This is a genomic window from Promicromonospora sukumoe 327MFSha3.1, from assembly GCF_000385135.1.
GTDB classification, from domain to species: domain Bacteria; phylum Actinomycetota; class Actinomycetes; order Actinomycetales; family Cellulomonadaceae; genus Promicromonospora; species Promicromonospora sukumoe_B.
Genome location: NZ_ARQM01000010.1, coordinates 751,997 through 771,850, shown reverse-complemented (window position 1 = coordinate 771,850; position 19,854 = coordinate 751,997). Strand labels below are relative to the sequence as shown.

General features: G+C 70.9%; 21 protein-coding genes. 8 read left to right on the top strand and 13 right to left on the bottom strand.

The features are described 5' to 3' along the window. Window positions 1-68: 68 nt before the first annotated feature. From qcrB to ctaE, 4 genes are all read right to left on the bottom strand, one after another. On the bottom strand, window positions 69-1,778 hold the full coding sequence (qcrB, locus tag H291_RS0107195) for a cytochrome bc1 complex cytochrome b subunit (RefSeq protein WP_020014305.1): 1,710 nt from the start codon (window positions 1,776-1,778) through the stop codon (window positions 69-71). Beyond that, window positions 1,775-2,836, bottom strand: coding sequence for a cytochrome bc1 complex Rieske iron-sulfur subunit (qcrA, locus tag H291_RS0107190; RefSeq protein WP_020014304.1), 1,062 nt, complete (start codon window positions 2,834-2,836; stop codon window positions 1,775-1,777). Before qcrA ends, qcrB begins: the two co-directional genes overlap by 4 nt. Further along, on the bottom strand, window positions 2,833-3,612 hold the full coding sequence (gene qcrC, locus H291_RS0107185) for a cytochrome bc1 complex diheme cytochrome c subunit (protein ID WP_020014303.1): 780 nt from the start codon (window positions 3,610-3,612) through the stop codon (window positions 2,833-2,835). The genes qcrA and qcrC overlap by 4 nt, the downstream gene beginning before the upstream one ends. A gap of 105 nt (window positions 3,613-3,717) precedes the next feature. Continuing rightward, window positions 3,718-4,371 (bottom strand): aa3-type cytochrome oxidase subunit III, encoded by a 654-nt coding sequence (gene ctaE, locus H291_RS0107180; RefSeq protein WP_051109390.1) that lies wholly within the window; start codon window positions 4,369-4,371, stop codon window positions 3,718-3,720. Between the two features lie 187 nt (window positions 4,372-4,558). Here ctaE and H291_RS0107175 point away from each other — a divergent pair, with 187 nt between their 5' ends. Both H291_RS0107175 and trpD read left to right on the top strand, forming a co-directional pair. Beyond that, window positions 4,559-5,011 (top strand): response regulator transcription factor, encoded by a 453-nt coding sequence (locus H291_RS0107175; protein WP_051109446.1) that lies wholly within the window; start codon window positions 4,559-4,561, stop codon window positions 5,009-5,011. Next, a complete protein-coding gene (gene trpD, locus H291_RS0107170) occupies window positions 5,008-6,057 on the top strand; it encodes an anthranilate phosphoribosyltransferase (protein WP_020014300.1) in 1,050 nt (349 codons plus the stop codon). The genes H291_RS0107175 and trpD overlap by 4 nt, the downstream gene beginning before the upstream one ends. A gap of 105 nt (window positions 6,058-6,162) precedes the next feature. Here the strand turns inward: trpD and H291_RS0107165 are convergent, their stop codons facing one another. Genes H291_RS0107165 through ctaC form a run of 3 tightly spaced genes read right to left on the bottom strand, consistent with a single transcriptional unit; the run spans window position 6,163 to window position 9,298 of the window. Continuing rightward, a complete protein-coding gene (locus tag H291_RS0107165; protein ID WP_020014299.1) occupies window positions 6,163-6,564 on the bottom strand; it encodes a cytochrome c oxidase subunit 4 in 402 nt (133 codons plus the stop codon). After that, window positions 6,561-8,375 (bottom strand): aa3-type cytochrome oxidase subunit I, encoded by a 1,815-nt coding sequence (ctaD, locus tag H291_RS0107160; RefSeq protein ID WP_020014298.1) that lies wholly within the window; start codon window positions 8,373-8,375, stop codon window positions 6,561-6,563. Before ctaD ends, H291_RS0107165 begins: the two co-directional genes overlap by 4 nt. Then, window positions 8,375-9,298, bottom strand: a complete 924-nt coding sequence (ctaC, locus tag H291_RS0107155; RefSeq protein ID WP_026365498.1) for an aa3-type cytochrome oxidase subunit II — start codon at window positions 9,296-9,298, stop codon at window positions 8,375-8,377. Before ctaC ends, ctaD begins: the two co-directional genes overlap by 1 nt. 365 nt (window positions 9,299-9,663) lie before the next feature. On the opposite strand from ctaC, the gene H291_RS0107150 reads away from it, so the two are divergent. After that, on the top strand, window positions 9,664-10,890 hold the full coding sequence (locus tag H291_RS0107150; RefSeq protein ID WP_020014296.1) for a cysteine desulfurase family protein: 1,227 nt from the start codon (window positions 9,664-9,666) through the stop codon (window positions 10,888-10,890). 43 nt (window positions 10,891-10,933) lie between these two features. After that, a complete protein-coding gene (locus H291_RS33695; protein WP_020014295.1) occupies window positions 10,934-11,185 on the top strand; it encodes a sulfurtransferase TusA family protein in 252 nt (83 codons plus the stop codon). Between the two features lie 203 nt (window positions 11,186-11,388). On the opposite strand, the gene erpA is transcribed toward H291_RS33695, so the two are convergent. Both erpA and H291_RS0107135 read right to left on the bottom strand, forming a co-directional pair. Continuing rightward, on the bottom strand, window positions 11,389-11,742 hold the full coding sequence (erpA, locus tag H291_RS0107140) for an iron-sulfur cluster insertion protein ErpA (RefSeq protein ID WP_020014294.1): 354 nt from the start codon (window positions 11,740-11,742) through the stop codon (window positions 11,389-11,391). Between the two features lie 162 nt (window positions 11,743-11,904). Beyond that, complete coding sequence (locus H291_RS0107135; protein ID WP_157236759.1) at window positions 11,905-12,474, bottom strand: hypothetical protein; 570 nt, start codon at window positions 12,472-12,474, stop codon at window positions 11,905-11,907. Window positions 12,475-12,515: 41 nt separating this feature from the next. Between H291_RS0107135 and nadA the strand changes: the two genes are divergently transcribed. From nadA to H291_RS0107120, 3 genes are read left to right on the top strand one after another with little or no spacing between them, the layout of a single operon-like run. Further along, a complete protein-coding gene (gene nadA, locus H291_RS0107130; RefSeq protein ID WP_121384534.1) occupies window positions 12,516-13,730 on the top strand; it encodes a quinolinate synthase NadA in 1,215 nt (404 codons plus the stop codon). Between the two features lie 13 nt (window positions 13,731-13,743). Further along, complete coding sequence (locus H291_RS0107125) at window positions 13,744-14,352, top strand: DJ-1/PfpI family protein (protein ID WP_020014291.1); 609 nt, start codon at window positions 13,744-13,746, stop codon at window positions 14,350-14,352. Between the two features lie 31 nt (window positions 14,353-14,383). Then, on the top strand, window positions 14,384-14,929 hold the full coding sequence (locus tag H291_RS0107120; protein ID WP_033325791.1) for an acyl-CoA thioesterase: 546 nt from the start codon (window positions 14,384-14,386) through the stop codon (window positions 14,927-14,929). A gap of 10 nt (window positions 14,930-14,939) precedes the next feature. On the opposite strand, the gene H291_RS0107115 is transcribed toward H291_RS0107120, so the two are convergent. Next, the gene (locus H291_RS0107115; RefSeq protein WP_020014289.1) at window positions 14,940-16,319 is read right to left on the bottom strand and encodes a dipeptidase; all 1,380 of its coding nucleotides are present in this window, start codon (window positions 16,317-16,319) and stop codon (window positions 14,940-14,942) included. A gap of 56 nt (window positions 16,320-16,375) precedes the next feature. Between H291_RS0107115 and H291_RS0107110 the strand changes: the two genes are divergently transcribed. Next, the gene (locus H291_RS0107110; RefSeq protein ID WP_026365495.1) at window positions 16,376-16,993 is read left to right on the top strand and encodes a DUF3043 domain-containing protein; all 618 of its coding nucleotides are present in this window, start codon (window positions 16,376-16,378) and stop codon (window positions 16,991-16,993) included. A 79-nt stretch (window positions 16,994-17,072) separates the two neighbouring features. Here the strand turns inward: H291_RS0107110 and H291_RS0107105 are convergent, their stop codons facing one another. The 3 genes from H291_RS0107105 to yczE form a co-directional block, all read right to left on the bottom strand. Next, window positions 17,073-18,086, bottom strand: a complete 1,014-nt coding sequence (locus tag H291_RS0107105; RefSeq protein ID WP_020014287.1) for an aldo/keto reductase family protein — start codon at window positions 18,084-18,086, stop codon at window positions 17,073-17,075. A gap of 44 nt (window positions 18,087-18,130) precedes the next feature. Further along, window positions 18,131-18,973, bottom strand: coding sequence for a hypothetical protein (locus tag H291_RS0107100; RefSeq protein WP_157236758.1), 843 nt, complete (start codon window positions 18,971-18,973; stop codon window positions 18,131-18,133). 63 nt (window positions 18,974-19,036) lie between these two features. Then, window positions 19,037-19,807, bottom strand: a complete 771-nt coding sequence (yczE, locus tag H291_RS29030; RefSeq protein WP_020014285.1) for a membrane protein YczE — start codon at window positions 19,805-19,807, stop codon at window positions 19,037-19,039. Window positions 19,808-19,854 lie beyond the last annotated feature (47 nt).

Sequence of the window (19,854 nt, the reverse complement as noted above, 5' to 3'; positions counted from 1 at the left end):
ATGGCCCGTGTCCCCGGCCGCAGACGCGGACCGGGAGACACAGGCCATCGCTTGGTGTCGCAGGTCGCTCAGTGCTCCCGCGAGGTTCCCGCACCGGCCTCGACGGCCTGGTGCTCGGAGCCGGTCAGCTCGTCGTGCTCACCGTGCGAGTGCGCGGCCGCGACCTCCGCCGGCGTGACGGGCGAGACACGGTCCTCGTAGAAGAACCGGGACAGGCCCTGCCAGCGCTTGTCGGCGCCGTAGCCCTTGCGCTTCACACCGCGAGCGTCCGTCTTCGGGGCGATCGTCAGCGGGGCGGGAGCGTCGTAGTTGACGCGCAGCCAGCGCTCCTGCTCGTCGAGCGGGGTGTGCACCTCGATGTACTCGCCGTTGGCGAAGCGCACGATGCGGCCCGACTCGTGACCGTGCAGCACCAGCTCGCGGTCCTTGCGCTGCAGGCCGAGGCAGATGCGCTTGGTGACGTAGTACGCGAACACCGGCCCGACGAAGAACAGCACGCGGAACACCCAGGTGATCGCGTTGATCGAGAGCGCGAAGTGCGTGGCGATGAGGTCGTTCGACCCGGCCAGGGCCAGGATGATGAACGCCGTCAGGAACGCGACGCCCAGGCCGGTGCGCGCCGGCTTGTTGCGCGGGCGGTCCAGCACGTGGTGCTCGCGGTCGTCACCCGTGACCCGGGCCTCGAGGAACGGGTACACGATGAGGAACGTGAACAGGATGCCCGGGATGACCACGGCCGGGATCAGGACGTTCAGCGGCAACGTATAGCCGAAGATCACCCATTCCGTGCCCTGGCCCGGCATCAGGCGCAGCGATCCCTCCAGGAACAGCATGTACCAGTCCGGCTGTGCGCCGGCCGAGACCGGCGACGGGTCGAACGGCCCGTAGTTCCACACGTTGTTGATCGACATCGTGGCGCCCATGAGCACCAGCACGCCGAACACCATGAAGAAGTTGCCGGTCATCTTGGCGACGTACACCGGCGCGGCCGGGTAGCCCACCACGTTCTTGTCGGTGCGGCCACCACCCGGGTACTGGGTGTGCTTCTGCAGCACCATCAGGAACAGGTGCAGCGCGATGAGGGCCAGCAGGATGCCCGGCACCACGAAGATGTGCAGCGTGAACAGGCGCGGCACGATGTGGTGCCCCGGGAACTCCCCGCCGAAGATCATGTACGACATGAACGAGCCGACCAGGGGGATCGACTTGACCACGCCGTCGGTGATGCGCAGGCCGTTGCCGGACAGCACGTCGTCGGGCAGCGAGTAGCCGGTGAAGCCGGCCGCCAGGCCCAGGATCATGAGCAGGATGCCGACGATCCAGTTGATCTCGCGCGGCTTGCGGAACGCGCCGGTGAAGAACACGCGCATCATGTGGACGACGATCGAGGCCATGAAGATCAGCGCCGACCAGTGGTGGATCTGCCGCATGAGCAGGCCGCCGCGCACCTCGAACGACATGTCGAGGGTCGAGGCGAACGCCACGGACATGAGCTGCCCGTGCATGCTCGCCGGGTGCTCGCCCTCGTAGCGCTCCAGCGCCATGGACGGCTCGAAGAACATCGTCAGGAAGAAGCCCGAGATGATCAGCACCACGAACGAGAACAGGGCGATCTCGCCGAGCATGAAGGACCAGTGGTCCGGGAAGACCTTGCGCGCGAACTCCTTGACGGCGACGCCGATGGAGGTGCGCTGGTCGAGGTAGTCCGCGGCCTTGCCGACGGTCGTCGTCGGCTTGGCCGGTGCCTCGTGCTTGGTGTCTTGGGTCGCGGTGCTCACTTCAGGCGCTCCCAGAAGCTCGGGCCGATGGGCTCGGCGAAGTCGTCCTGCGCGATGAGGTAGCCCTCGTCGTCCACGGTGATCGGGAGCTGCGGCAGCCGGCGGTTGGCCGGGCCGAAGACCACGTTGGCGCTGTCGGCGATGTCGAACGTCGACTGGTGGCAGGGGCACAGGAGGTGGTGGGTCTGCTGCTCGTAGAGCGCCACCGGGCAGCCCACGTGCGTGCAGATCTTCGAGTAGGCCACGATGCCCTCGTGGGACCAGGTCTCGCCGGGGGGCGACTGGTCGGCCTTGAGGTCCTCGGGGTTGAGACGGACCATGAGCACGACGGCCTTGGACTTCTCGTTGATCCACTCGTGCGTCTCGCGGAACTCGTCGGTGGTCTCGGGGACCACGTGGAAGACGGAGCCGACGGTCACGTCGGCGGCCTTGATGGGCCGGCCCGACGGGTCGATCGCGAGGCGCGTGCCGGTGCGCCACATGGTGTGCTTGAACTTGGAGACGTTCCAGTCACCGCCCACCGAGCCGATCAGCGGCACGGCGATGGCGAGCGGGAAGAGCGCCAGGGCACCGAAGAACGCGCCCTTGAGCACGCCGCGGCGGCCGACGACGCCCGAGTCCTGCAGGCCGTCGTTGAGGTCCTTGACGGCGATCGCGCGGTCCGCGTCGTTGGTCGCGAGCGGGTGCCGCTCCTGGACCATCTCCTTGTCGCCCATGAGCGCCTTGGCCCAGTGGATGCCGGCGATGCCGATTCCCAGCAGGGACACCGCGAGGCCGAGGCCGATCAGCAGCGTGGAGAGGCGGACGCCCGACGTCGTGCCGTCCGGCGGGACCATCACGTAGGCGACGATCGAGCCGATCGTGCCCAGGATGGACAGGACGAACAGGAAGGTGACGGTCCGCTCGGCGCGCTTGGCGGCGCGCGGGTCGGTGTCGGTCAGCCGGTGCTTGTGCTCCGGGACGCCCGGGTCGGCGAACCGCTCGACGTCGGTGCCCGCCTGCGGGGTGACCGTCACCTCGTGCGAGGTGTCGGCGGGGTTGTTCTGGTTCTCGCTCACGAGGACTTCGCTCCGATCCACACTGCGGCGCCGATGAGCAGACCGAGGCCGATCGCGAAGGCCCAGAGGCCCTCGGACACCGGGCCGAGGGCGCCGAGCGCGTTACCGCCGGCCGACCCCTCGCGCTGCTCGACGAGGAAGGACACGATGTCCCGCTTCTCGTCCGGCGTGATGTTGGCGTCGTTGAACACCGGCATCGACTGCGGGCCGGTGAGCATCGCCTGGTAGATGTTCCGCTCCGACGTCTCCCAGAGGGCAGGTGCGAACTTGCCCTCGGAGAGCGCGCCGCCGGCGCCCACGGCGTTGTGGCACATGGCGCAGTTGGTGCGGAACAGGGCCATGCCGTTCGAGGGGTCGCCCTGAGTCGGGTCGACCTGCTCGTCGGTGGGGATCGCCGGACCGGCGCCCAGCGAGGCGACGTAGGCGGACAGCGCGGCCGTCTGCTCCTTGTCGAACTGCGGCGGCTTGGCCTCGGCCTGCGGGCCGTTCATCTGCATCGGCATCCGGCCGGTCGACACCTGGAAGTCGACGGCGGCAGCGCCGACGCCTACCAGGGACGGCACGCCCTCGGTGCCCTGGGCGTTCGCGCCGTGGCACGTCGCGCAGTTGGCCTGGAACAGCTTCTTACCGGTCTCGATGTCCGCGGTGCTGACGGTCTCGGCCTTAGCCGTGCTCGGAGCCAGGGCGGCGTAGACGCCGCCCGTGGTCAGCAGCGCCAGCAGCAGGAGAACGACCGGCGCCAGCCGGTGGTGCCTGCGGGCGGCGAGTGCCTTCACGAAAATTTCCTCGTCTCGCTGTGAGTGTTGAGCTTCTGTAATGAACCTGGGCCACCGCACGTGGCCGGGTGGGACGGCCACCCGGTGGGGCGGCCGCGCGACCGGTCAGCGCAGCAGGTAGATCACCGCGAACAGCGCGATCCACACCACGTCGACGAAGTGCCAGTAGTAGGACGTGACGATCGTGGTGGTGGCCTCGTGGTGACCGAAGCGCTTGGCGGCGAACGAGCGACCGAGCACGAAGAGGAACGCGATCAGGCCGCCGGTCACGTGCAGGCCGTGGAAGCCGGTGGTCATGTAGAAGACCGAGCCGTACGGGCTGGACGAGATGGTCAGACCCTGGTGCACCAGCTCGGTGTACTCGAAGATCTGGCCGCCGATGAAGAACGCGCCCATCAGGTAGGTCATGGTCAGCCACTCGTGCATGCCCCAGGTCCAGAACTGGAAGAGCTTCCCGGAGCGCGACGGCTTGAACTGCTCGGCCTTGAAGACCGCCCACTGGCAGGTGAACGAGGACAGCACCAGGACGATCGTGTTGATCGTGGAGAAGGTGATGTTGAGCTTGTCCGCCTGCAGCGCCCACTCCTCGGCCGGCATCGTCTGCCGGACCGTGAAGTACATCGCGAAGAGCGCTGCGAAGAACATGAGCTCGCTCGCGAGCCAGACGATCGTCCCGACCGAGACCGGGTTGGGACGATTGACTGTCACGTGCTGGTGCGTGGGGGTGGCTGCAGCCGTTGCGGTCGACACGACAGCCATTATGGCCGACGTTCGGGTGTCCCGAACGCCGAACCGTCACAGACGCTCGCGTCGAATCTCACAAAGTCCTTCCAACGCCCTATCCGGGCCGTCACTTGCTGACGCGATTCAACAGAGTGCCATGAAAAGGGCGCGGACAAATCTGCCGTGCGGCCTGGGTCTGTGCCACGATCGACGCATGACCGGCATGACGACGGATGTGACCAGCGCAGGTGCGAACGGTGCGGCTTCCGGCAGCACGACGTCGAGCCCGCGAGTCCTCCTGTACAGCGACGACCGCACGGTGCGCGAGCAGGTGCGCCTCGCCGTGGGCCCGCGCCTGCACGCGGGCGCGCCCGAGATCACCTGGGCGGAGGCCGCCACGGCGACCGCCGTGGTGGACAAGGCCGACAACGAGACGTGGGACCTGCTCGTCCTCGACGGAGAGGCCGACCAGGCCGGCGGCATGGGCCTGTGCCGCCAGCTCAAGAACGAGATCTACGAGTGCCCGCCGGTGCTCGTGCTGACGGGCCGCCCGGCGGACGCGTGGCTGGCGACCTGGTCGCTGGCCGACGGCGTCGTGGCGCGCCCGCTGGACGCCGTGAAGGTCCAGGAGGCCGTGGCCCACCTGCTCGCGCCGTCGACGGCGGGGACCGCGTGAACCTCGAGGCACCCACCTGGTCCGGCCTGCTCGCCGGGCTGATGACCGGCACGGACCTGAGCCAGGAGGAGGCCCGCTGGGCCATGGACCGGGTGATGACGGGCGAGGTCTCCCCCGTCCAGCTCGCGGGCTTCCTGGTGGCGCTGCGCGCCAAGGGCGAGACCGTCGACGAGCTCGCGGGCCTGACGCACTCCATGGTCGAGCACGCGACCCGCATCGACGTGCCCGGGCCCTCCGTGGACATCGTCGGCACCGGCGGCGACCGCGCGCACACCGTGAACATCTCGACGATGGCGTCCGTCGTCATCGCCGGCGCGGGCCTGCGCGTCGTGAAGCACGGCAACCGGGCCGCGTCGTCGTCGTCGGGCAGCGCGGACGTGCTGGAGGAGCTGGGCATCCGCCTGGACCACACCCCGGAGCGGGTGGCGCAGATCGCGCGCGAGGCCGGCATCACGTTCTGCTTCGCGATGGTGTTCCACCCGTCGATGCGGCACGCGGGCGTGGCCCGCAAGGAGCTGGGCGTGCCCACGGCCTTCAACTTCCTGGGGCCGCTGACCAACCCGGCCCAGCCGCGTGCGGCGGCCGTGGGCTGCGCGGACGCGCGGATGGCGCCCCTGATGGCGGGCGTGTTCGCGGAGCGCGGCAAGTCCGCGCTGGTCTTCCGCGGCGACGAGGGGCTGGACGAGCTCGCGGCGACCGCGGGCGCGACCATCTGGGAGGTGGCCGACGGCCACGTCACCGAGCACCGCCTGGACCCCGCCGAGGACCTGGGCCTGACCCGCATCAAGGTCGAGGACCTGCGCGGCCAGGACGCGGCCTACAACGCGGGCGTCGCGCGCGCCGTCCTGGCGGGCGAGGCCGGGCCGGTCCGCGAGACCGTGCTGCTCAACGCGGCCTCGGGCCTCGTGGCCGACGGATCGCTGCCCGGCACGGGCTCCGGCACGCTCGTGGAGCGGCTCACGGCCGGGATCGGCCTCGCGGCCGAGGCCGTGGACTCCGGGGCGGCACAGGCCACCCTGGACCGCTGGATCGCGGCCAGCCGCTAGCCGGCTCTGCCGCGCGGACACGAACGGCGGTAAAGCGTTAAAGACGCCGGGCGGCGCATCTCCCGCAGGAGGTGCGCCGCCCGGCGTCTTTCACGCGTTACCGCGTCAGTGCGAGTGGATACCCCGCGAGTACTCGAACACCCAGCCCACGAGCGCGATGACCGCGACACAGAAGCCGATGTAGAGCACCCACCAGCCCACGGCCAGGCCGAGGAAGCAGATCGCGGCGGAGCCGGCGATCGCCAGGGGCCACCAGCTCCAGGGTGCGTACACGCCCTGGTCGCCTGCGGCGTCCTCGATGTTGCCGTTCGGGTCGTCCTCGGGCCGGGCGTCGATGCGCCGGGCCGTCAGCGTGAGGTACGCGCCGATCATCGCCACCAGGCCACCGACAAGCGGCATGCCCAGGTAGCCCACGGGCTCCTGCCACTCGGTCATGAAGCCGTAGACCACGCCGGCCAGGACGAAGAAGGGCGTTCCCCAGAGGAACAGCCGTGCCTCGATCTTCACTTGCTGGTCCCCTCGTCCGGCTGGTCAACGATGGTCGTGCTGCTCTGGCCGGAGTCGCCGGTGCCGTTCGCGGCGCGCTGCTGGGCCTGCTTGTCCTGACCGCGCCGGTCGGCCTCGCCGTAGATGTTGTCGAGCACACCGCGGTTGTACTCCGGGTGCTCCATGGCGACGACCTCGGGGTGGTGCAGGTCGAACGCCGGCGACTCCGAGCGGATACGCGGGAGCGAGGCGAAGTTGTGCCGCGGCGGCGGGCAGGACGTGGCCCACTCCAGGGAGCGGCCGTAGCCCCACGGGTCGTCGACCGTGACCTTGGGCGCCTTGCGCCAGGTGATGTAGACGTTCCAGAAGAACGGCAGGGTCGACGCCGCGAGGATGAACGCGCCGATGGTCGACACCTGGTTCTCCCAGGTGAAGCCCTCGTCCGGCATGTAGTCCGCGTAGCGGCGGGGCATGCCCTCGACACCCAGCCAGTGCTGGATGAGGAACGTGGTGTGGAAGCCGACGAACAGCATCCAGAAGTGCACCTTGCCCAGGCGCTCCGACAGCATGCGGCCGGTCATCTTGGGCCACCAGAAGTAGAACCCGGCGAACATCGCGAACACGACGGTGCCGAAGACCACGTAGTGGAAGTGCGCGACCACGAAGTACGAGTCGGACAGCTGGAAGTCCAGCGCCGGGCTCGACAGGATGATGCCGGTCAGACCACCGAAGAGGAAGGTCACGAGGAAGCCGATGGACCAGAGCATCGGCGTCTCGAACGTGAGTTTCCCTCGCCAGAGCGTGCCGATCCAGTTGAAGAACTTCACGCCGGTCGGGACCGCGATGAGCATCGTCATGAACGCGAAGAACGGCAGCATGACCGCGCCGGTCACGTACATGTGGTGCGCCCACACCGTCACCGACAGCGCGGCGATCGCGATGGTCGCGTAGACCAGGCCGGTGTAGCCGAAGATCGGCTTGCGGCTGAAGACCGGGAAGATCTCGGACACGATGCCGAAGAACGGCAGCGCGATGATGTACACCTCGGGGTGGCCGAAGAACCAGAAGAGGTGCTGCCAGAGGATGGCGCCACCGTTCTCCGGGTTGAAGATCTGCGCGTCGAGACGACGGTCGGCACCCAGCGCGAACAGCGCGGCGGCCAGCGGCGGGAAGGCCATCAGCACGAGGAGGCTGGTGACCAGCGTGTTCCAGGTGAAGATCGGCATCCGGAACATGGTCATGCCCGGGGCGCGCATGGTGATGATCGTGGTGATGAAGTTGACCGCACCGAGGATCGTGCCGAAACCGGCCAGCGCCAGGCCGAAGACCCAGAGGTCTCCGCCCAACCCTGGACTGTAGGTCGTGGTCGACAGCGGCGCGTACGCGAACCAGCCGAACGACGCGGCACCCTGCGGGGTGAGGAAGCCGGCCGTGGTGATGAGGCCACCGAACAGGAACAACCAGTAGGCGAACATGTTCAGACGCGGGAACGCGACGTCGGGCGCGCCGATCTGGAGCGGCATGATCACGTTCGCGAAGCCCGCGAACAGCGGGGTGGCGAACAGCAGCAGCATCACGGTGCCGTGCATCGTGAAGAGCTGGTTGTACTGCTCCTTGCTCTGCACGAGCTGGATGCCGGGCTCGAAGAGCTCCGCGCGGATCAGCAGGGCCATGAGGCCGCCGATGCAGAAGAAGATGAACGACGTGATCAGGTAGAGGTACCCGATCGTCTTGTGGTCAGTGGAGGTGATCCACTTGATGATCGTCCGGCCGAGCGTCTGGCGCCCGGGGGCCAGGCCCGGGATCAGCTCGGTCGTGGTCGCTGCGGCCATCAGTGCCCAGCCTCCTCTTCCGTGGTTACCGCCGGGTCCTCCACCGGACCGGCCGTGCGGGCGAGGTCCATGCCGAGCGAACCCGTCTGGCCCTTCGCCTCGAGGTCCGCCATGTGGGCGTCGTACTCCTCGGCGGACACGACCTTCACGTTGAAGAGCATGCCGGAGTGGAACTCACCGCAGAGCTCGGCGCACTTGCCGGCGTACGTGCCCTCGCGGGTCGGCGTCACCTGGAACGTGTTGGTCCGGTGCGGGATCATGTCCTGCTTGTACAGGAACGCGGGGATCCAGAACGAGTGGATGACGTCACGCGAGTCGAGCGTGAACTCCACGGTCTCGTTCACCGGCAGGTAGAGCGTCGGGAAGGACGTCGAGGTGCCGACGGCGCCGTCGAGCTCGTCCTCCGCGGTCACGCTGCCGGGGTCCGCCTCGTGCTCGCCGTAGTCGTAGACGTTGGCGTCGAGGTAGTTGAAGTCCCAGCTCCACTGCTTGCCGATCACCTGGATGTGCTCGGTCGCGGTGCCGTCGACGGTCTTGATGGCCGTCACGTCGCGGTCGGTGTACCAGAACAGCACGAGCACCATGATGATCGGCACTGCCGTGTACATGAGCTCGAGCGGCAGGTGGTAGCGCGTCTGCACCGGGAGCTGGTGGTCGTCCTTGCGCTTCCGGTAGGCCGCGATGCACCACAGCATCAGGCCCCAGGTCACGATGCCCACGGCAAGGGCAGCGATCCACGAGCCCACCCACAGGTCGGTGATGCGCTCGGTCTGGTTAGTCACCTCCCCGTCGCTGTAGCCGGGCAGGTATCCGCGCTGGACGGATTCACTTGCGCAGCCAGAGGCCAGCACTGCGACTGCGGCGGCAAGAGCCGACGCACGCAGGATGGCCCGCCGGGTGCGGGTAGGTGGCTTCGAGTGCAAGGGAGGCCTTTCACGTCTCGTCCGGCGCGTCGCACCGGTTTCCTCCCGAGCTCCACGCAGAACCTTCGTCCTCGATGGGATGCAGCCTAGCGCGCTCCGGGGCCTGATGATGCCCGGAACGCCCCCGGAGGAACGTGACGCACTCCGCACCTGGGGCACACATCGACGCTGTTCAGGACACCCACCCAGGTCGTGTCAGAACGATCGCCGTGCGGGACCTGCGGGTACGGGTGCGAGGATCAGGAGGACGACGGCGGAGGCACGCCGCGAACCGCCGTCCGAACCCCGGATCAGACCCTCGTCAGACCCGCGTCAGACCCTTGCGGACCGCCCCCGCGGACCCGCACCCAGCAGCAGGAGGACGTGTGAGCCACGCCACCCCGGCCGACCCGGCCAGGTCCACCACCCCCGGCCGGGTGTACCTCGACAACGGCGGCCGCGCGCCCTGGCACCCGCTCGCCCGGCAGGCGTTCGAACAGTCCCTGGCCGACGGCTGGGCCGACCCGCGCCGGCTGCACGCCGAGGGCCGCCGCGCGGCCCGGCTGCTCGACGCCGCGCGCGAGGCGATCGCCGCGGTGCTCGGCGCCCGGACCCAGGAGGTCCACCTCACGCCGGGCCACACCGCCTCGCTGCACGCGGCGGTCGCGTCGGCCGCCGCGGCCCGACGGCGCGCCGGCTCCGCCGTCGTGGTCGGTGCCGTCGAACGTGCCGCGGTGCTGCACGCGGCGCGGCTGGCCGGGGGCGGCTCGGCTGGTGCGGGCGGCGTGGCCGGGACGGGCGGTTCTGATGGGACCGCCGAGGCGCCCGGCCCCGTTCCCGTCGACCGGTTCGGGCGGGTCGACGCCGAGGCGATGGCCGTCGCCGTCCGGGCCCCCGGGGTCGCGCTGGCCGCCCTGCAGCACGCGAACGGCGAGGTGGGCACTCTCCAGCCGGTCGGGGCCGTGCACGACGCCGCCCGCGCGGCCGGCGTCCCCCTGCTGGTCGACGCCGGGGCGAGCGTCGGGCACGTGGCGGTGCCCGACGCCTGGGACCTGCTCGCCGCCGACCCGGCCGACTGGGGCGGCCCCGCGGGGATCGGCGTGCTCGCCGTCCGGCAGCGGGTGCGGACCGTGCCCGTCGGGCCCGAGGACGAGGACCCGTGGGCCCCGGGCGGCGTCAGCGTGCCGCTCGCGTTCGCGGCCGCGGTGGCCCTGCAGGCCGTGGAGTCCGACCGGGTGGCGCAGGAGGCGCGGCGCCGGGCGCTCGTGGAGCGCGTGCGCGCCGAGGTGGCCCGCATCCCCGACGTCGAGGTGGTGGGCGACCCGGACGGGCGTCTCCCCCACGTCGCGACCTTCTCGTTCCTCTACGTGGACGGCGAGGCGCTGGTCACGGAGCTGGACCGGCACGGGTTCGCCGTCGGCTCCGGGTCGGCGTGCACCGCGAGCACGCTGGAGCCGTCGCACGTGCTCGCGGCGATGGGCGTGCTCACGCACGGCAACGTGCGGATCGCCCTGGACCGGTCCACGACGGCCGACGAGGTCGAGCGGTTCCTCGCGGTGCTGCCCGGTGCCGTGGCGCGGGTCCGGGAGATGTTGGGCGTCGGCGGCCTGTGACCTCTCGCAGGTGTCAGACACACAGGTCACTAGAGTGACCTGTGTGTCTGACACGCTGGTGGACGCTCGCGGGCTGCGCTGCCCGCTGCCCGTGATCCGGCTCGCCGCGGCCGCGAAGGACCTGCCGGCGGGCACCGAGCTGACGGTCCTGTCGACCGACCCGGCCGCCAAGCACGACGTGCCCGCCTGGTGCCGCATGCGCGGCCACGAGCACGTGGGAACCCGGGAGCACCGGGCCGGGGGTTCGCGCGACGAGGACTGGGACGGCTGGGCCGTCACGGTCCGGCTCGGCTGACGCGCGCCTCTCCCCTTTGAGGCCTAAGTTTCTTCGCTTTGGACAGCCCCAAAGCGAAGAAACTTAGGCCTCAAAGGAGAAGACGGCCCCACGCGAACCAGGCCCGGGCGACGTCGGGAGGCACCCGGGGACGACGACGGGCCGGTCACCGTGATGGTGACCGGCCCGTCGTGCCGAGAACGTCGCTCAGCGGGAGGCTGCGATCAGGAGAACGACCCGCCGCAGGCGCATGCGCTGCCGGCGTTCGGGTTGTCGATCGTGAAGCCCTGCTGCTCGATGGTGTCCTTGAAGTCGATCGTGGCGCCCTCGAGGTACGGCACGCTCATCTTGTCCACGACGACCTCGACGCCGTCGTAGTCGCGCAGAGCGTCCCCGTCGAGCACCCGCTCGTCGAAGTAGAGCTGGTAGATCAGCCCGGAGCAGCCACCCGGCTGCACCGCGACGCGAAGGCGCAGGTCGTCGCGGCCCTCCTGCTCGAGCAGGCTACGGACCTTGCCCGCGGCGACGTCGGTGACGTTGACGCCGTGGGTAGCGATGTCCGTGGTGGTGTCGGTCATGTCATCTCCCGATCGTGTTCGACATACCGGTAGTCGATCCTTGAACGTTGCCAACCCATCGGCTGGTCCGTCTGTTCCCGCTTGCCGGTCTGTTCTCAGATCGTACGCCCACGTCCCGCCGGATCCCATCACCGTCCGGGATGCGCGTCGGCCTCCGCGCCCTCAGCGCGCCCAGCCCGGCGACCACGTCCGGGCCACGCGGGCGAGGTCGTCGCCGGCCACCTCGTGCACCCCGCTCAGGCCCGCCGTGGACCACTCCCGCCTGCTCACCTCGCTGCGGCCCGTGACCACCACCACCGGCACCGCGTGCGGCGCGGCGGCCGCCGCCGCCTCCACGACCACCCCCTTGTGCAGCCCCTCGCCGTCCAGCCGCGTGACGTACGCCACGACGACGTCGGCGCGTCCGGCGACGTCGGCCAGCTCCGCACCCTCCGCCCGCGGCAGCGCGGACGGGGCGGGCCCGGGCGCGGCGGGCCCCGGGTGCGCGGGCCCGGCGTCCTGCGCCCCGACGGCGGCAGGCCGGCCCACCGGGATCGCCGGCCCCGCCAGGAGCACGCCCCGGGCGGCGCCGTCGTCGTGCACCGGCCGAGCCGGGGGCGCGGTGACGAGGCCGGGCACGCGGAACTCGCGCGCCTCGGTGGTCGCGTGCGGGGCGGCGGCGAGCCACGCGGCGGCGAGTCGCTCGGCGTCGGGCAGGGTCTCGGCAAGCAGCAGCACGTGCACGAGAGGCATCGTGGCACCGTCCTGACTGAGTGTCACCACCGCGTGTCATGATGGTGACCGTGAGCACCCTGCTGGCTGAATACTCCGGCTTCTCCGAGCCCGCCTCGTCCCCGTTGCTGCTGCTCGGCCAGGGGCGTGACCTGGCCTCCGAGCGCGGCGTGGAGTGCACGGGCGAGCTGCCCGCGCCGAGCGACCCCGACCTCGTCGACCGGGCGCGCGCCGCACGGGCCGCCCTCGGCAGCCGCGCGTTCGTCCTGGGTCACCACTACCAGCGCGACGAGGTCATCGACTTCGCCGACGTCACCGGTGACTCCTTCAAGCTCGCCCGCGAGGCGGCCGCCCGCCCGGAGGCGGAGTTCATCCTGTTCTGCGGCGTGCACTTCATGGCCGAGAGCGCGGACATCCTGACCTCCGACCAGCAGCAGGTCGTGCTGCCGGACCTCGCGGCCGGCTGCTCGATGGCCGACATGGCCGCGATCGGCCAGGTCGAGGAGGCCTGGGCCGTGCTGCAGGACGTCGGCATCGCGGACTCCACGATCCCCGTCACCTACATGAACTCGTCGGCCGCCATCAAGGCGTTCACCGGGCGCCACGGCGGCACGGTGTGCACCTCCTCCAACGCGGAGGTCGCGCTGCGCTGGGCGTTCGACCAGGTGGGCGGCGTCGACGGCACCGGAAAGGTGCTGTTCCTGCCCGACCAGCACCTGGGCCGCAACACCGCGGTCCTCGAGCTCGCGATGTCGCTGGACGAGTGCGTGGTCTTCGACCCGCGCAAGCCGAACGGCGGGCTGACCGACCAGGAGCTGCGCGACGCGCGGATGATCCTGTGGCGCGGCCACTGCTCGGTGCACGGGCGCTTCTCGGAGCAGAACGTCACCGACATCCGCGCGGCAGTGCCCGGCGTCAATGTGATGGTGCACCCCGAGTGCAAGCACGAGGTCGTCACGGCGGCCGACTACGTGGGCTCGACCGAGTACATCATCAAGCAGCTCGAGGCGGCCGAGCCGGGTTCCGCGTGGGCCATCGGCACTGAGCTGAACCTGGTGCGCCGGGTCGCGCGGGCGCACCCGGACAAGCAGGTGCACTACCTCGACTCGACGGTGTGCTTCTGCTCGACCATGAACCGCATCGACCTGCCGCACCTCGTGTGGGCCATGGAGTCGCTCGTCGAGGGGCGCATGGTCAACCGGATCGTCGTGGACGCCGACGACGCCCACTGGGCGCGGGTCGCGCTCGACCAGATGCTGGCCCTTCCCGGAATCTGACCGGGCTGAGCGTGTGAGCGGCAACGGCGGGCTGCGCATCGGGATCTTCGTCTTCGACGGGGCGGAGGAGCTCGACGTCGTCGGGCCCTTCGAGGTCTTCGCGGAGTGGGGGTCCCACTCCCAGCTGCGGCCGACCGTGAGCACGTTCTCCTGGGACGGCGCCGGCGTGCGCCTCGCCAAGGGCCTGCGAATCCTGCCGGCGCACGGCGCGGACGACGTCGGTCCGCTGCACGTGCTGGTCTACCCGGGCGGGCTCGGCACGCGGCCGCTGCTGGCCGAGCCGGGGCACCTGGAGTGGCTGCGCCAGATCCGCAGGCAGACGCCGATCATGGCGAGCGTCTGCACGGGCGCCCTGCCGCTCGCGGCCGCCGGGCTGCTCGCGGGCCGGCCCGCCACCACGCACCACGAGCACTACGACGAGCTGACCGACCTGGACCCGAGCGTGCTCGTGGACACCGAGGCGCGGTACGTGGACGACGGCGACGTGATCACCTCGGCGGGCGTCTCCTCCGGCATCGACATGGCACTCCACCTGGTCGAACGCCTGGAGACGCCGGCCGTGGGGCGGTCGGTGCGCAGAGCGATCCAGCACCCGCCGACGCAGTCCGGACAAGGTATCTAGTACTGCCGGTTCTCGGTATAACCTCGGGCGCATGGCTCGCATGCTCCAGCTCACCTGGACCGGACTCTTCCCGCGCAAGGCCCGCCCCGGACAGACCCTGCTCGACCCCTCGGTCACCCGGATGCGCGTCGGCCCCCTGGACCTCGACTCGTACCTGCACGTCAACAACGGCACGTACCTGCAGATGATGGACGTCGCCCGGAACAACCAGATCGCCGACCTCGGCATGTTCCCGGTCGCCAAGGAGAAGGGCTGGGCCCCCGTGGTCGCGGCCTCGACCATGAAGTACCGGCGGTCCCTGCAGCCGTTCGACCGGTTCGAGATCACCACGCGGATCCTCGGCTGGGACGAGCGCGTCTTCTACCTGGAGCAGGTGTTCACGCGCGGGGACAAGCTGTACGCCCGCGGAATCGTCGCCAGCCGGTTCCTGGACCGCAAGGGCAACCGGATCTCCGCCCTCGAGGTGGTCCGGGACGCGACCGGCGCGGACCTGCCCTCCCCCGAGCTTCCCGAGGACGTCGCGGCCTGGGCCCGCGCGATGGACGTGGCACCGCGCGAGCCCTCGACCACGAGCTGACCGGGAGGGGCTAGAGCCCCTCGCCCACCTTGGTGAGCAGCAGCGCCTCGGCCAGGACCACGTTCTGCAGCTCGCCCAGGTGCACCGACTCGTTGGCGCCGTGCGCCCGCGAGTCGGGGTCCTCGACGCCGGTCACGAGGATCGCGGCGTCGGGGAACACCTCGAGCAGGTCCGCGATGAACGGGATGGACCCGCCCACGCCGACGTCGACCGGCGCGGTGCCCCACGCCTCGGTGAAGGCGGCACGCGCCGCCCGCATGGCCGCCGTGTCGCCGGGGGCGAGGAACGGCTTGCCCTGCTCGCCCGACCGCCACGCGGCCTGCACGCCGAACGGAGCGTGCTTCGCCACGTGCGCGGCCAGCGCCGCGTCGGCCGCCGCCGGGTCCTGGCCGGGGGCGAGCCGCAGCGAGATCTTGGCGGTGCAGCGCGGCGCGATCGTGTTGGACGCCTCGGCCACCGAGGTGACGTCCATGCCGATCACGGACAGCGCGGGCTTGGACCACAGCCGCCCCGACAGGGTGCCGGTACCGGCGAGCGCCACGCCGTCGAGCAGCGAGGAGTCGGCGCGGAACGCGGCCTCGTCGTAGTCGACCTCGGGCTCGGGCGCGGTGACCAGGCCCTCGATGGCGACGTCGCCGGCGTCGTCGTGGAAGGTCGCCACGAGGCGGGACATCAGGGTGACCGCGTCGAGCACGGCGCCGCCGAACATGCCGGAGTGCACGGCGTGGTCCAGGACGCGCAGCTCGATCTCGCCGTCGACCAGGCCGCGCAGCGACGTGGTCAGGGCGGGGACGCCCACCTTCCAGTTGGTGGAGTCGGCCACGACGATGACGTCGGCGGCGAGCAGGTCGCGGTAGGTCTCCAGGAAGGCGCGGAACGACGGCGAGCCCGACTCCTCCTCGCCCTCGAGGAAGACGGTGACGCCCACGGGCAGGTCGGCGCCGTCGGGCAGGCCGAGGGCGCGCAGGGCGCCGAGGTGGGCCACGATGCCCGCCTTGTCGTCGGCCGCGCCGCGCCCGAAGAGGCGCTCGCCCACCTGCGTGGGCTCGAACGGGTCGGTGTCCCAGGTGGCCGGGTCGCCCGGGGGCTGCACGTCGTGGTGCGCGTACAGCAGCACGGTCGGCGCGCCCTCGGGGGCGGGGCGGCGGGCGACGACGGCGGGCGCACCCGGCGTGCCGTCGGGGCGGGGCGCGGACAGGATCTGGACGTCCGGCAGGCCGGCGTCGCGCAGGAGCTGTGCGGTGGCGGCGGCGCTGGCGGCCACGTGCTGCTGGTCGAACGCGGCGGCCGAGACGCTGGGGATGCGCACGAGCGCCTCGAGGTCTGCCTGGAGGGCGGGGAACTGCTCGGTGACGCGGGCCCGGAGGGCCGCGGTGGTATCGGTGGTCACGCCCCCACGTTAACGGCTCGGAACCGGCCGCCGCCGGGAGCGATTAGGCTGGGAGGGTGTTCTCCCGCAGCAAGACTTCGACACCAGACGGCGTGACCCCCGTGGGCGACTCCCCCGACGAGGTGACGCCGACGTCCGACGCGGCCCAGACCGCCGCCGGCAAGGGCCGCCCCACGCCCAAGCGCAACGTCGCGCAGGCCGCCAACAAGCGCCCGCTGGTCCCGGACGACCGCCGGGCGGCGCGCAAGGCGCAGCGTGAGAAGTCCCGCGTCGACCGGGAGCGCGCCTACCAGGCGATGCAGACCGGTGACGAGCGGTACATGCCGGCCAAGGACAAGGGCCCGGTGCGCCGGTACGTGCGCGACTTCGTCGACGCGCGCTGGAACCTGGGCGAGTTCTTCCTGCCGGTCGCGTTCATCTTCCTGTTCGCGACGTTCTTCACGCAGCAGTACCCGCAGCTCAGCATCTTCGTGATGCTCGGCCTGTACGGGTTCCTGTTCCTGACGATCGTGGACGTGTGGCTGCTGTGGCGGTCGCTGAAGAAGCGGCTGACGGCCAAGTTCGGCGAGGTGCCGCGCGGCCTGGTGATGTACACGGTGACCCGCGCCTACCAGCTGCGCCGGTCGCGGCTGCCCAAGCCGATGAGCAAGAAGCGCGGCAACTACCCGGAGTGACCCGGGACTGACACCCGAAGACCTGTGGGGGGGCGGAACCGGACGGTTCCGCCTCGCCACAGGTCTTCGGTGCGTGGTGTCAGGCCAGGCGCTTCTTGGGCATGCCCTCGAGCGTCTTGGCCGGGTCCCGCTCGACGACGCCGGTCAGGGCCTCGTCGATCTGCTTCATCAGCTCGGCCGGGATGGTCACACCCGAGGCCTTGACGTTCTCCGCGACCTGCTCGGGGCGGGAGGCGCCCACGAGCGCGGCCGCCACGTTGTCGTTCTGCAGCACCCAGGCCACGGCGAGCTGCGCCATGGACAGGCCCAGCTCGTCGGCGACCGGCTTGAGGTTCTGCACGGCGGTCAGGGTCTCGTCGCTCATGAAGCGGCTGATCGTCTGGGCGCCGCCCTTCTGGTCCGTGGCGCGCGAGCCGGCCGGCGCGGCCTGGCCCGGCAGGTACTTGCCGGACAGGACGCCCTGGGCCATGGGCGACCACACGATCTGCGAGACGCCGACCTCCTTGGAGGCGGGGACGACCTCGTCCTCGATGACGCGCCACAGCATCGAGTACTGCGGCTGCGAGGAGATGAGCTGGAAGCCCAGGTCCTTGGCGAGCGCGGCGCCGGCGCGGATCTGGTCGGCGGTCCACTCGGAGACGCCGATGTAGAGGGCCTTGCCCTGGCGGACGACGTCGGCGAACGCCTGCATCGTCTCCTCGAGGGGGGTCTCCACGTCGTAGCGGTGGGCCTGGTACAGGTCGACGTAGTCGGTACCGAGGCGCGTCAGCGAGCCGTTGATCGACTCCAGGATGTGCTTGCGCGACAGGCCCGTGTCGTTGGGGCCCTTGGGCCCGGTGGGCCAGTACACCTTGGTGAAGATCTCGAGGGACTCGCGGCGCTCGCCCTGCAGCGCGTCGCCGAGGACCTGCTCCGCGACGGTGTTGGCGTACACGTCGGCGGTGTCGAAGGTGGTGATACCGGCGTCGAGGGCGGCCCGGACGCACGCCGAGGCGACGTCGTTCTCGACCTGCGAGCCGTGGGTGAGCCAGTTGCCGTACGTGATCTCGGAGATCTTGAGACCACTGTTACCGAGGTACCGATAGTTGACCATGAAGGCACCCTATGCCAGGCCTTCGAATCGAATCGACCCCCTGGTTACACGGCGGGGTGCGGAGTGCGGTGCAGACCTCGCAGCACCCCCGCGGCCAGCAGGGCCTGCCCCGCGACGTAGACCACGGGCGTCAGCCGGAGGGCGAACACGTAGATGCCGGCCTCGCCGACGAACAGCCCGACGGGCAGGAACGCGGCCGCCGCCACGACCAGCAGGGCACCGATGCCCGCGAGGCGGTCGACCCGCCAGGCCGCCACGGTCAGGAACGCCACCGCGACGCACCAGGCGGCGCAGGCCGTGACCGCACCCACCACGTACTCGCCGACGTCCAGGTGGGCCACCCCGGAGATCAGGACGACGACGGCCGCGCCGCCGACGACCCAGCAGGCCGCGGTGGTCAGGCGGAACAGGCGCCCGCTGCCGAGCCACCCTCGGATCGCGAACGTCTGGACCACCAGGGACAGCGCGAGCAGGGCGATGACGAGCATGGGGGCGTAGATGACCCCCTCGAGCTCCATGCCGCCCAGCAGCACGTCCCACACCCCGGGCAACAGGGTGCGCGTGACCACGGCGTCTCCCAGGTAGCCCAGGGCCAGCGCCACGAGGGTCAGGGCGACGGGCCGCGGCCGCCTGCCGGCGGCGGCCGTTCCCGTCGCGCCCCCGGCTGCACCGGGCCGCGACGCCGCCCACAGCGTCAGCGCCAGCAGCGGTAGCAGCAGGAGCTGGGCCACGACCGGAGCCGTGACGCCGCCGTCGCCCCACGGCTCCACGTCGCCCGTCAGCCGGACCACGACCGCGAGCAGGAACGCGCCGAAGGCGATCCGGGCGGTCCACCCGGGCAGCAGCGTGCGGATGCCGGGACGCGTCAGGACGTCTTCGCTGGTCATGGTCATCATGGTGCGGGGCGGACCCTCCTCGCGCCAGCAAAACCGTGCGGCCGGTGCCAGACCTCAGTGCCGGTCGGTCAGGCCCGTCGGCGCGAGCCACCGCGCGGCCACCTGCACCACCGGGCCGACGCCGAAGGCGAACACCACCGTGGCCCAGCCGAAAGTGCCACCCAGCAGCACTCCGACCACGACCACCGTGACCTCGATCGCGGTCTTGACCAGCCACACGGGCCAGCCGGTGCGCTGCACGATCCCGGTCATCAGACCGTCGCGCGGGCCCGGCCCGAGGCGGGCGCCCACGTAGGCCGCGGTGCTCACCCCGAGCAGCACGGTGCCACCCAGCGCCAGCGCGATGCCGACCGGGAGCCCCGGGTGCGGCAGCAGCCGTTCGAGCACCCACAGGGCCGGGTCGATGACGAGGCTGATCACGATGATGTTGGCGATCGTGCCGATCCCCGGCTTCTGGCGCAGCGGGATCCACGCGAGCATGACCAGCAGCCCGACGCCGAGGACCACCCAGCCGTACGCCAGCCCGGTCCGGTCCACGATGCCCTGGTCCAGGACCGCCCACGGCATCGCGCCCTGGCCCGAGTGCAGCATCATCGCGGTCGCGACGCCGAAGCCCACCAGGCCGAGCAGGAGCTGCACGCCGCGGCGCCAGGGGCGCATCAGGACGGGCGCGGCCTCGGGTGCGGGAGCGGGCTCGACGCCGCCCTCCACAGCTGCCGCGAGGAGCGGTGCGGGCGTGGGCGTCAGGACGGGGGTGGTGCCGGCCGCGGCGTCGGCCGAGAGGTCGGGGGCGGGCTCGGCCGGGCGGCCGGTGGTCGTCGTCATGCCCTCATGGTGCGGGACCATTGGCCTTGTCATCCAGGGCCAATCGC

Coding starts and splice junctions, on each gene's coding strand:
- H291_RS0107100 (WP_157236758.1), bottom strand. CDS start 18,973: ATGACCAGCGAAGACGTCCTGACGCGTCCCGGCATCCGCACGCTGCTG.
- H291_RS0107175 (WP_051109446.1), top strand. CDS start 4,559: ATGACGACGGATGTGACCAGCGCAGGTGCGAACGGTGCGGCTTCCGGC.
- nadA (WP_121384534.1), top strand. CDS start 12,516: ATGGTGACCGTGAGCACCCTGCTGGCTGAATACTCCGGCTTCTCCGAG.
- H291_RS0107120 (WP_033325791.1), top strand. CDS start 14,384: ATGGCTCGCATGCTCCAGCTCACCTGGACCGGACTCTTCCCGCGCAAG.
- ctaD (WP_020014298.1), bottom strand. CDS start 8,375: ATGGCCGCAGCGACCACGACCGAGCTGATCCCGGGCCTGGCCCCCGGG.
- erpA (WP_020014294.1), bottom strand. CDS start 11,742: ATGACCGACACCACCACGGACATCGCTACCCACGGCGTCAACGTCACC.
- ctaE (WP_051109390.1), bottom strand. CDS start 4,371: ATGGCTGTCGTGTCGACCGCAACGGCTGCAGCCACCCCCACGCACCAG.
- H291_RS0107135 (WP_157236759.1), bottom strand. CDS start 12,474: ATGCCTCTCGTGCACGTGCTGCTGCTTGCCGAGACCCTGCCCGACGCC.
- H291_RS0107105 (WP_020014287.1), bottom strand. CDS start 18,086: ATGGTCAACTATCGGTACCTCGGTAACAGTGGTCTCAAGATCTCCGAG.
- yczE (WP_020014285.1), bottom strand. CDS start 19,807: ATGACGACGACCACCGGCCGCCCGGCCGAGCCCGCCCCCGACCTCTCG.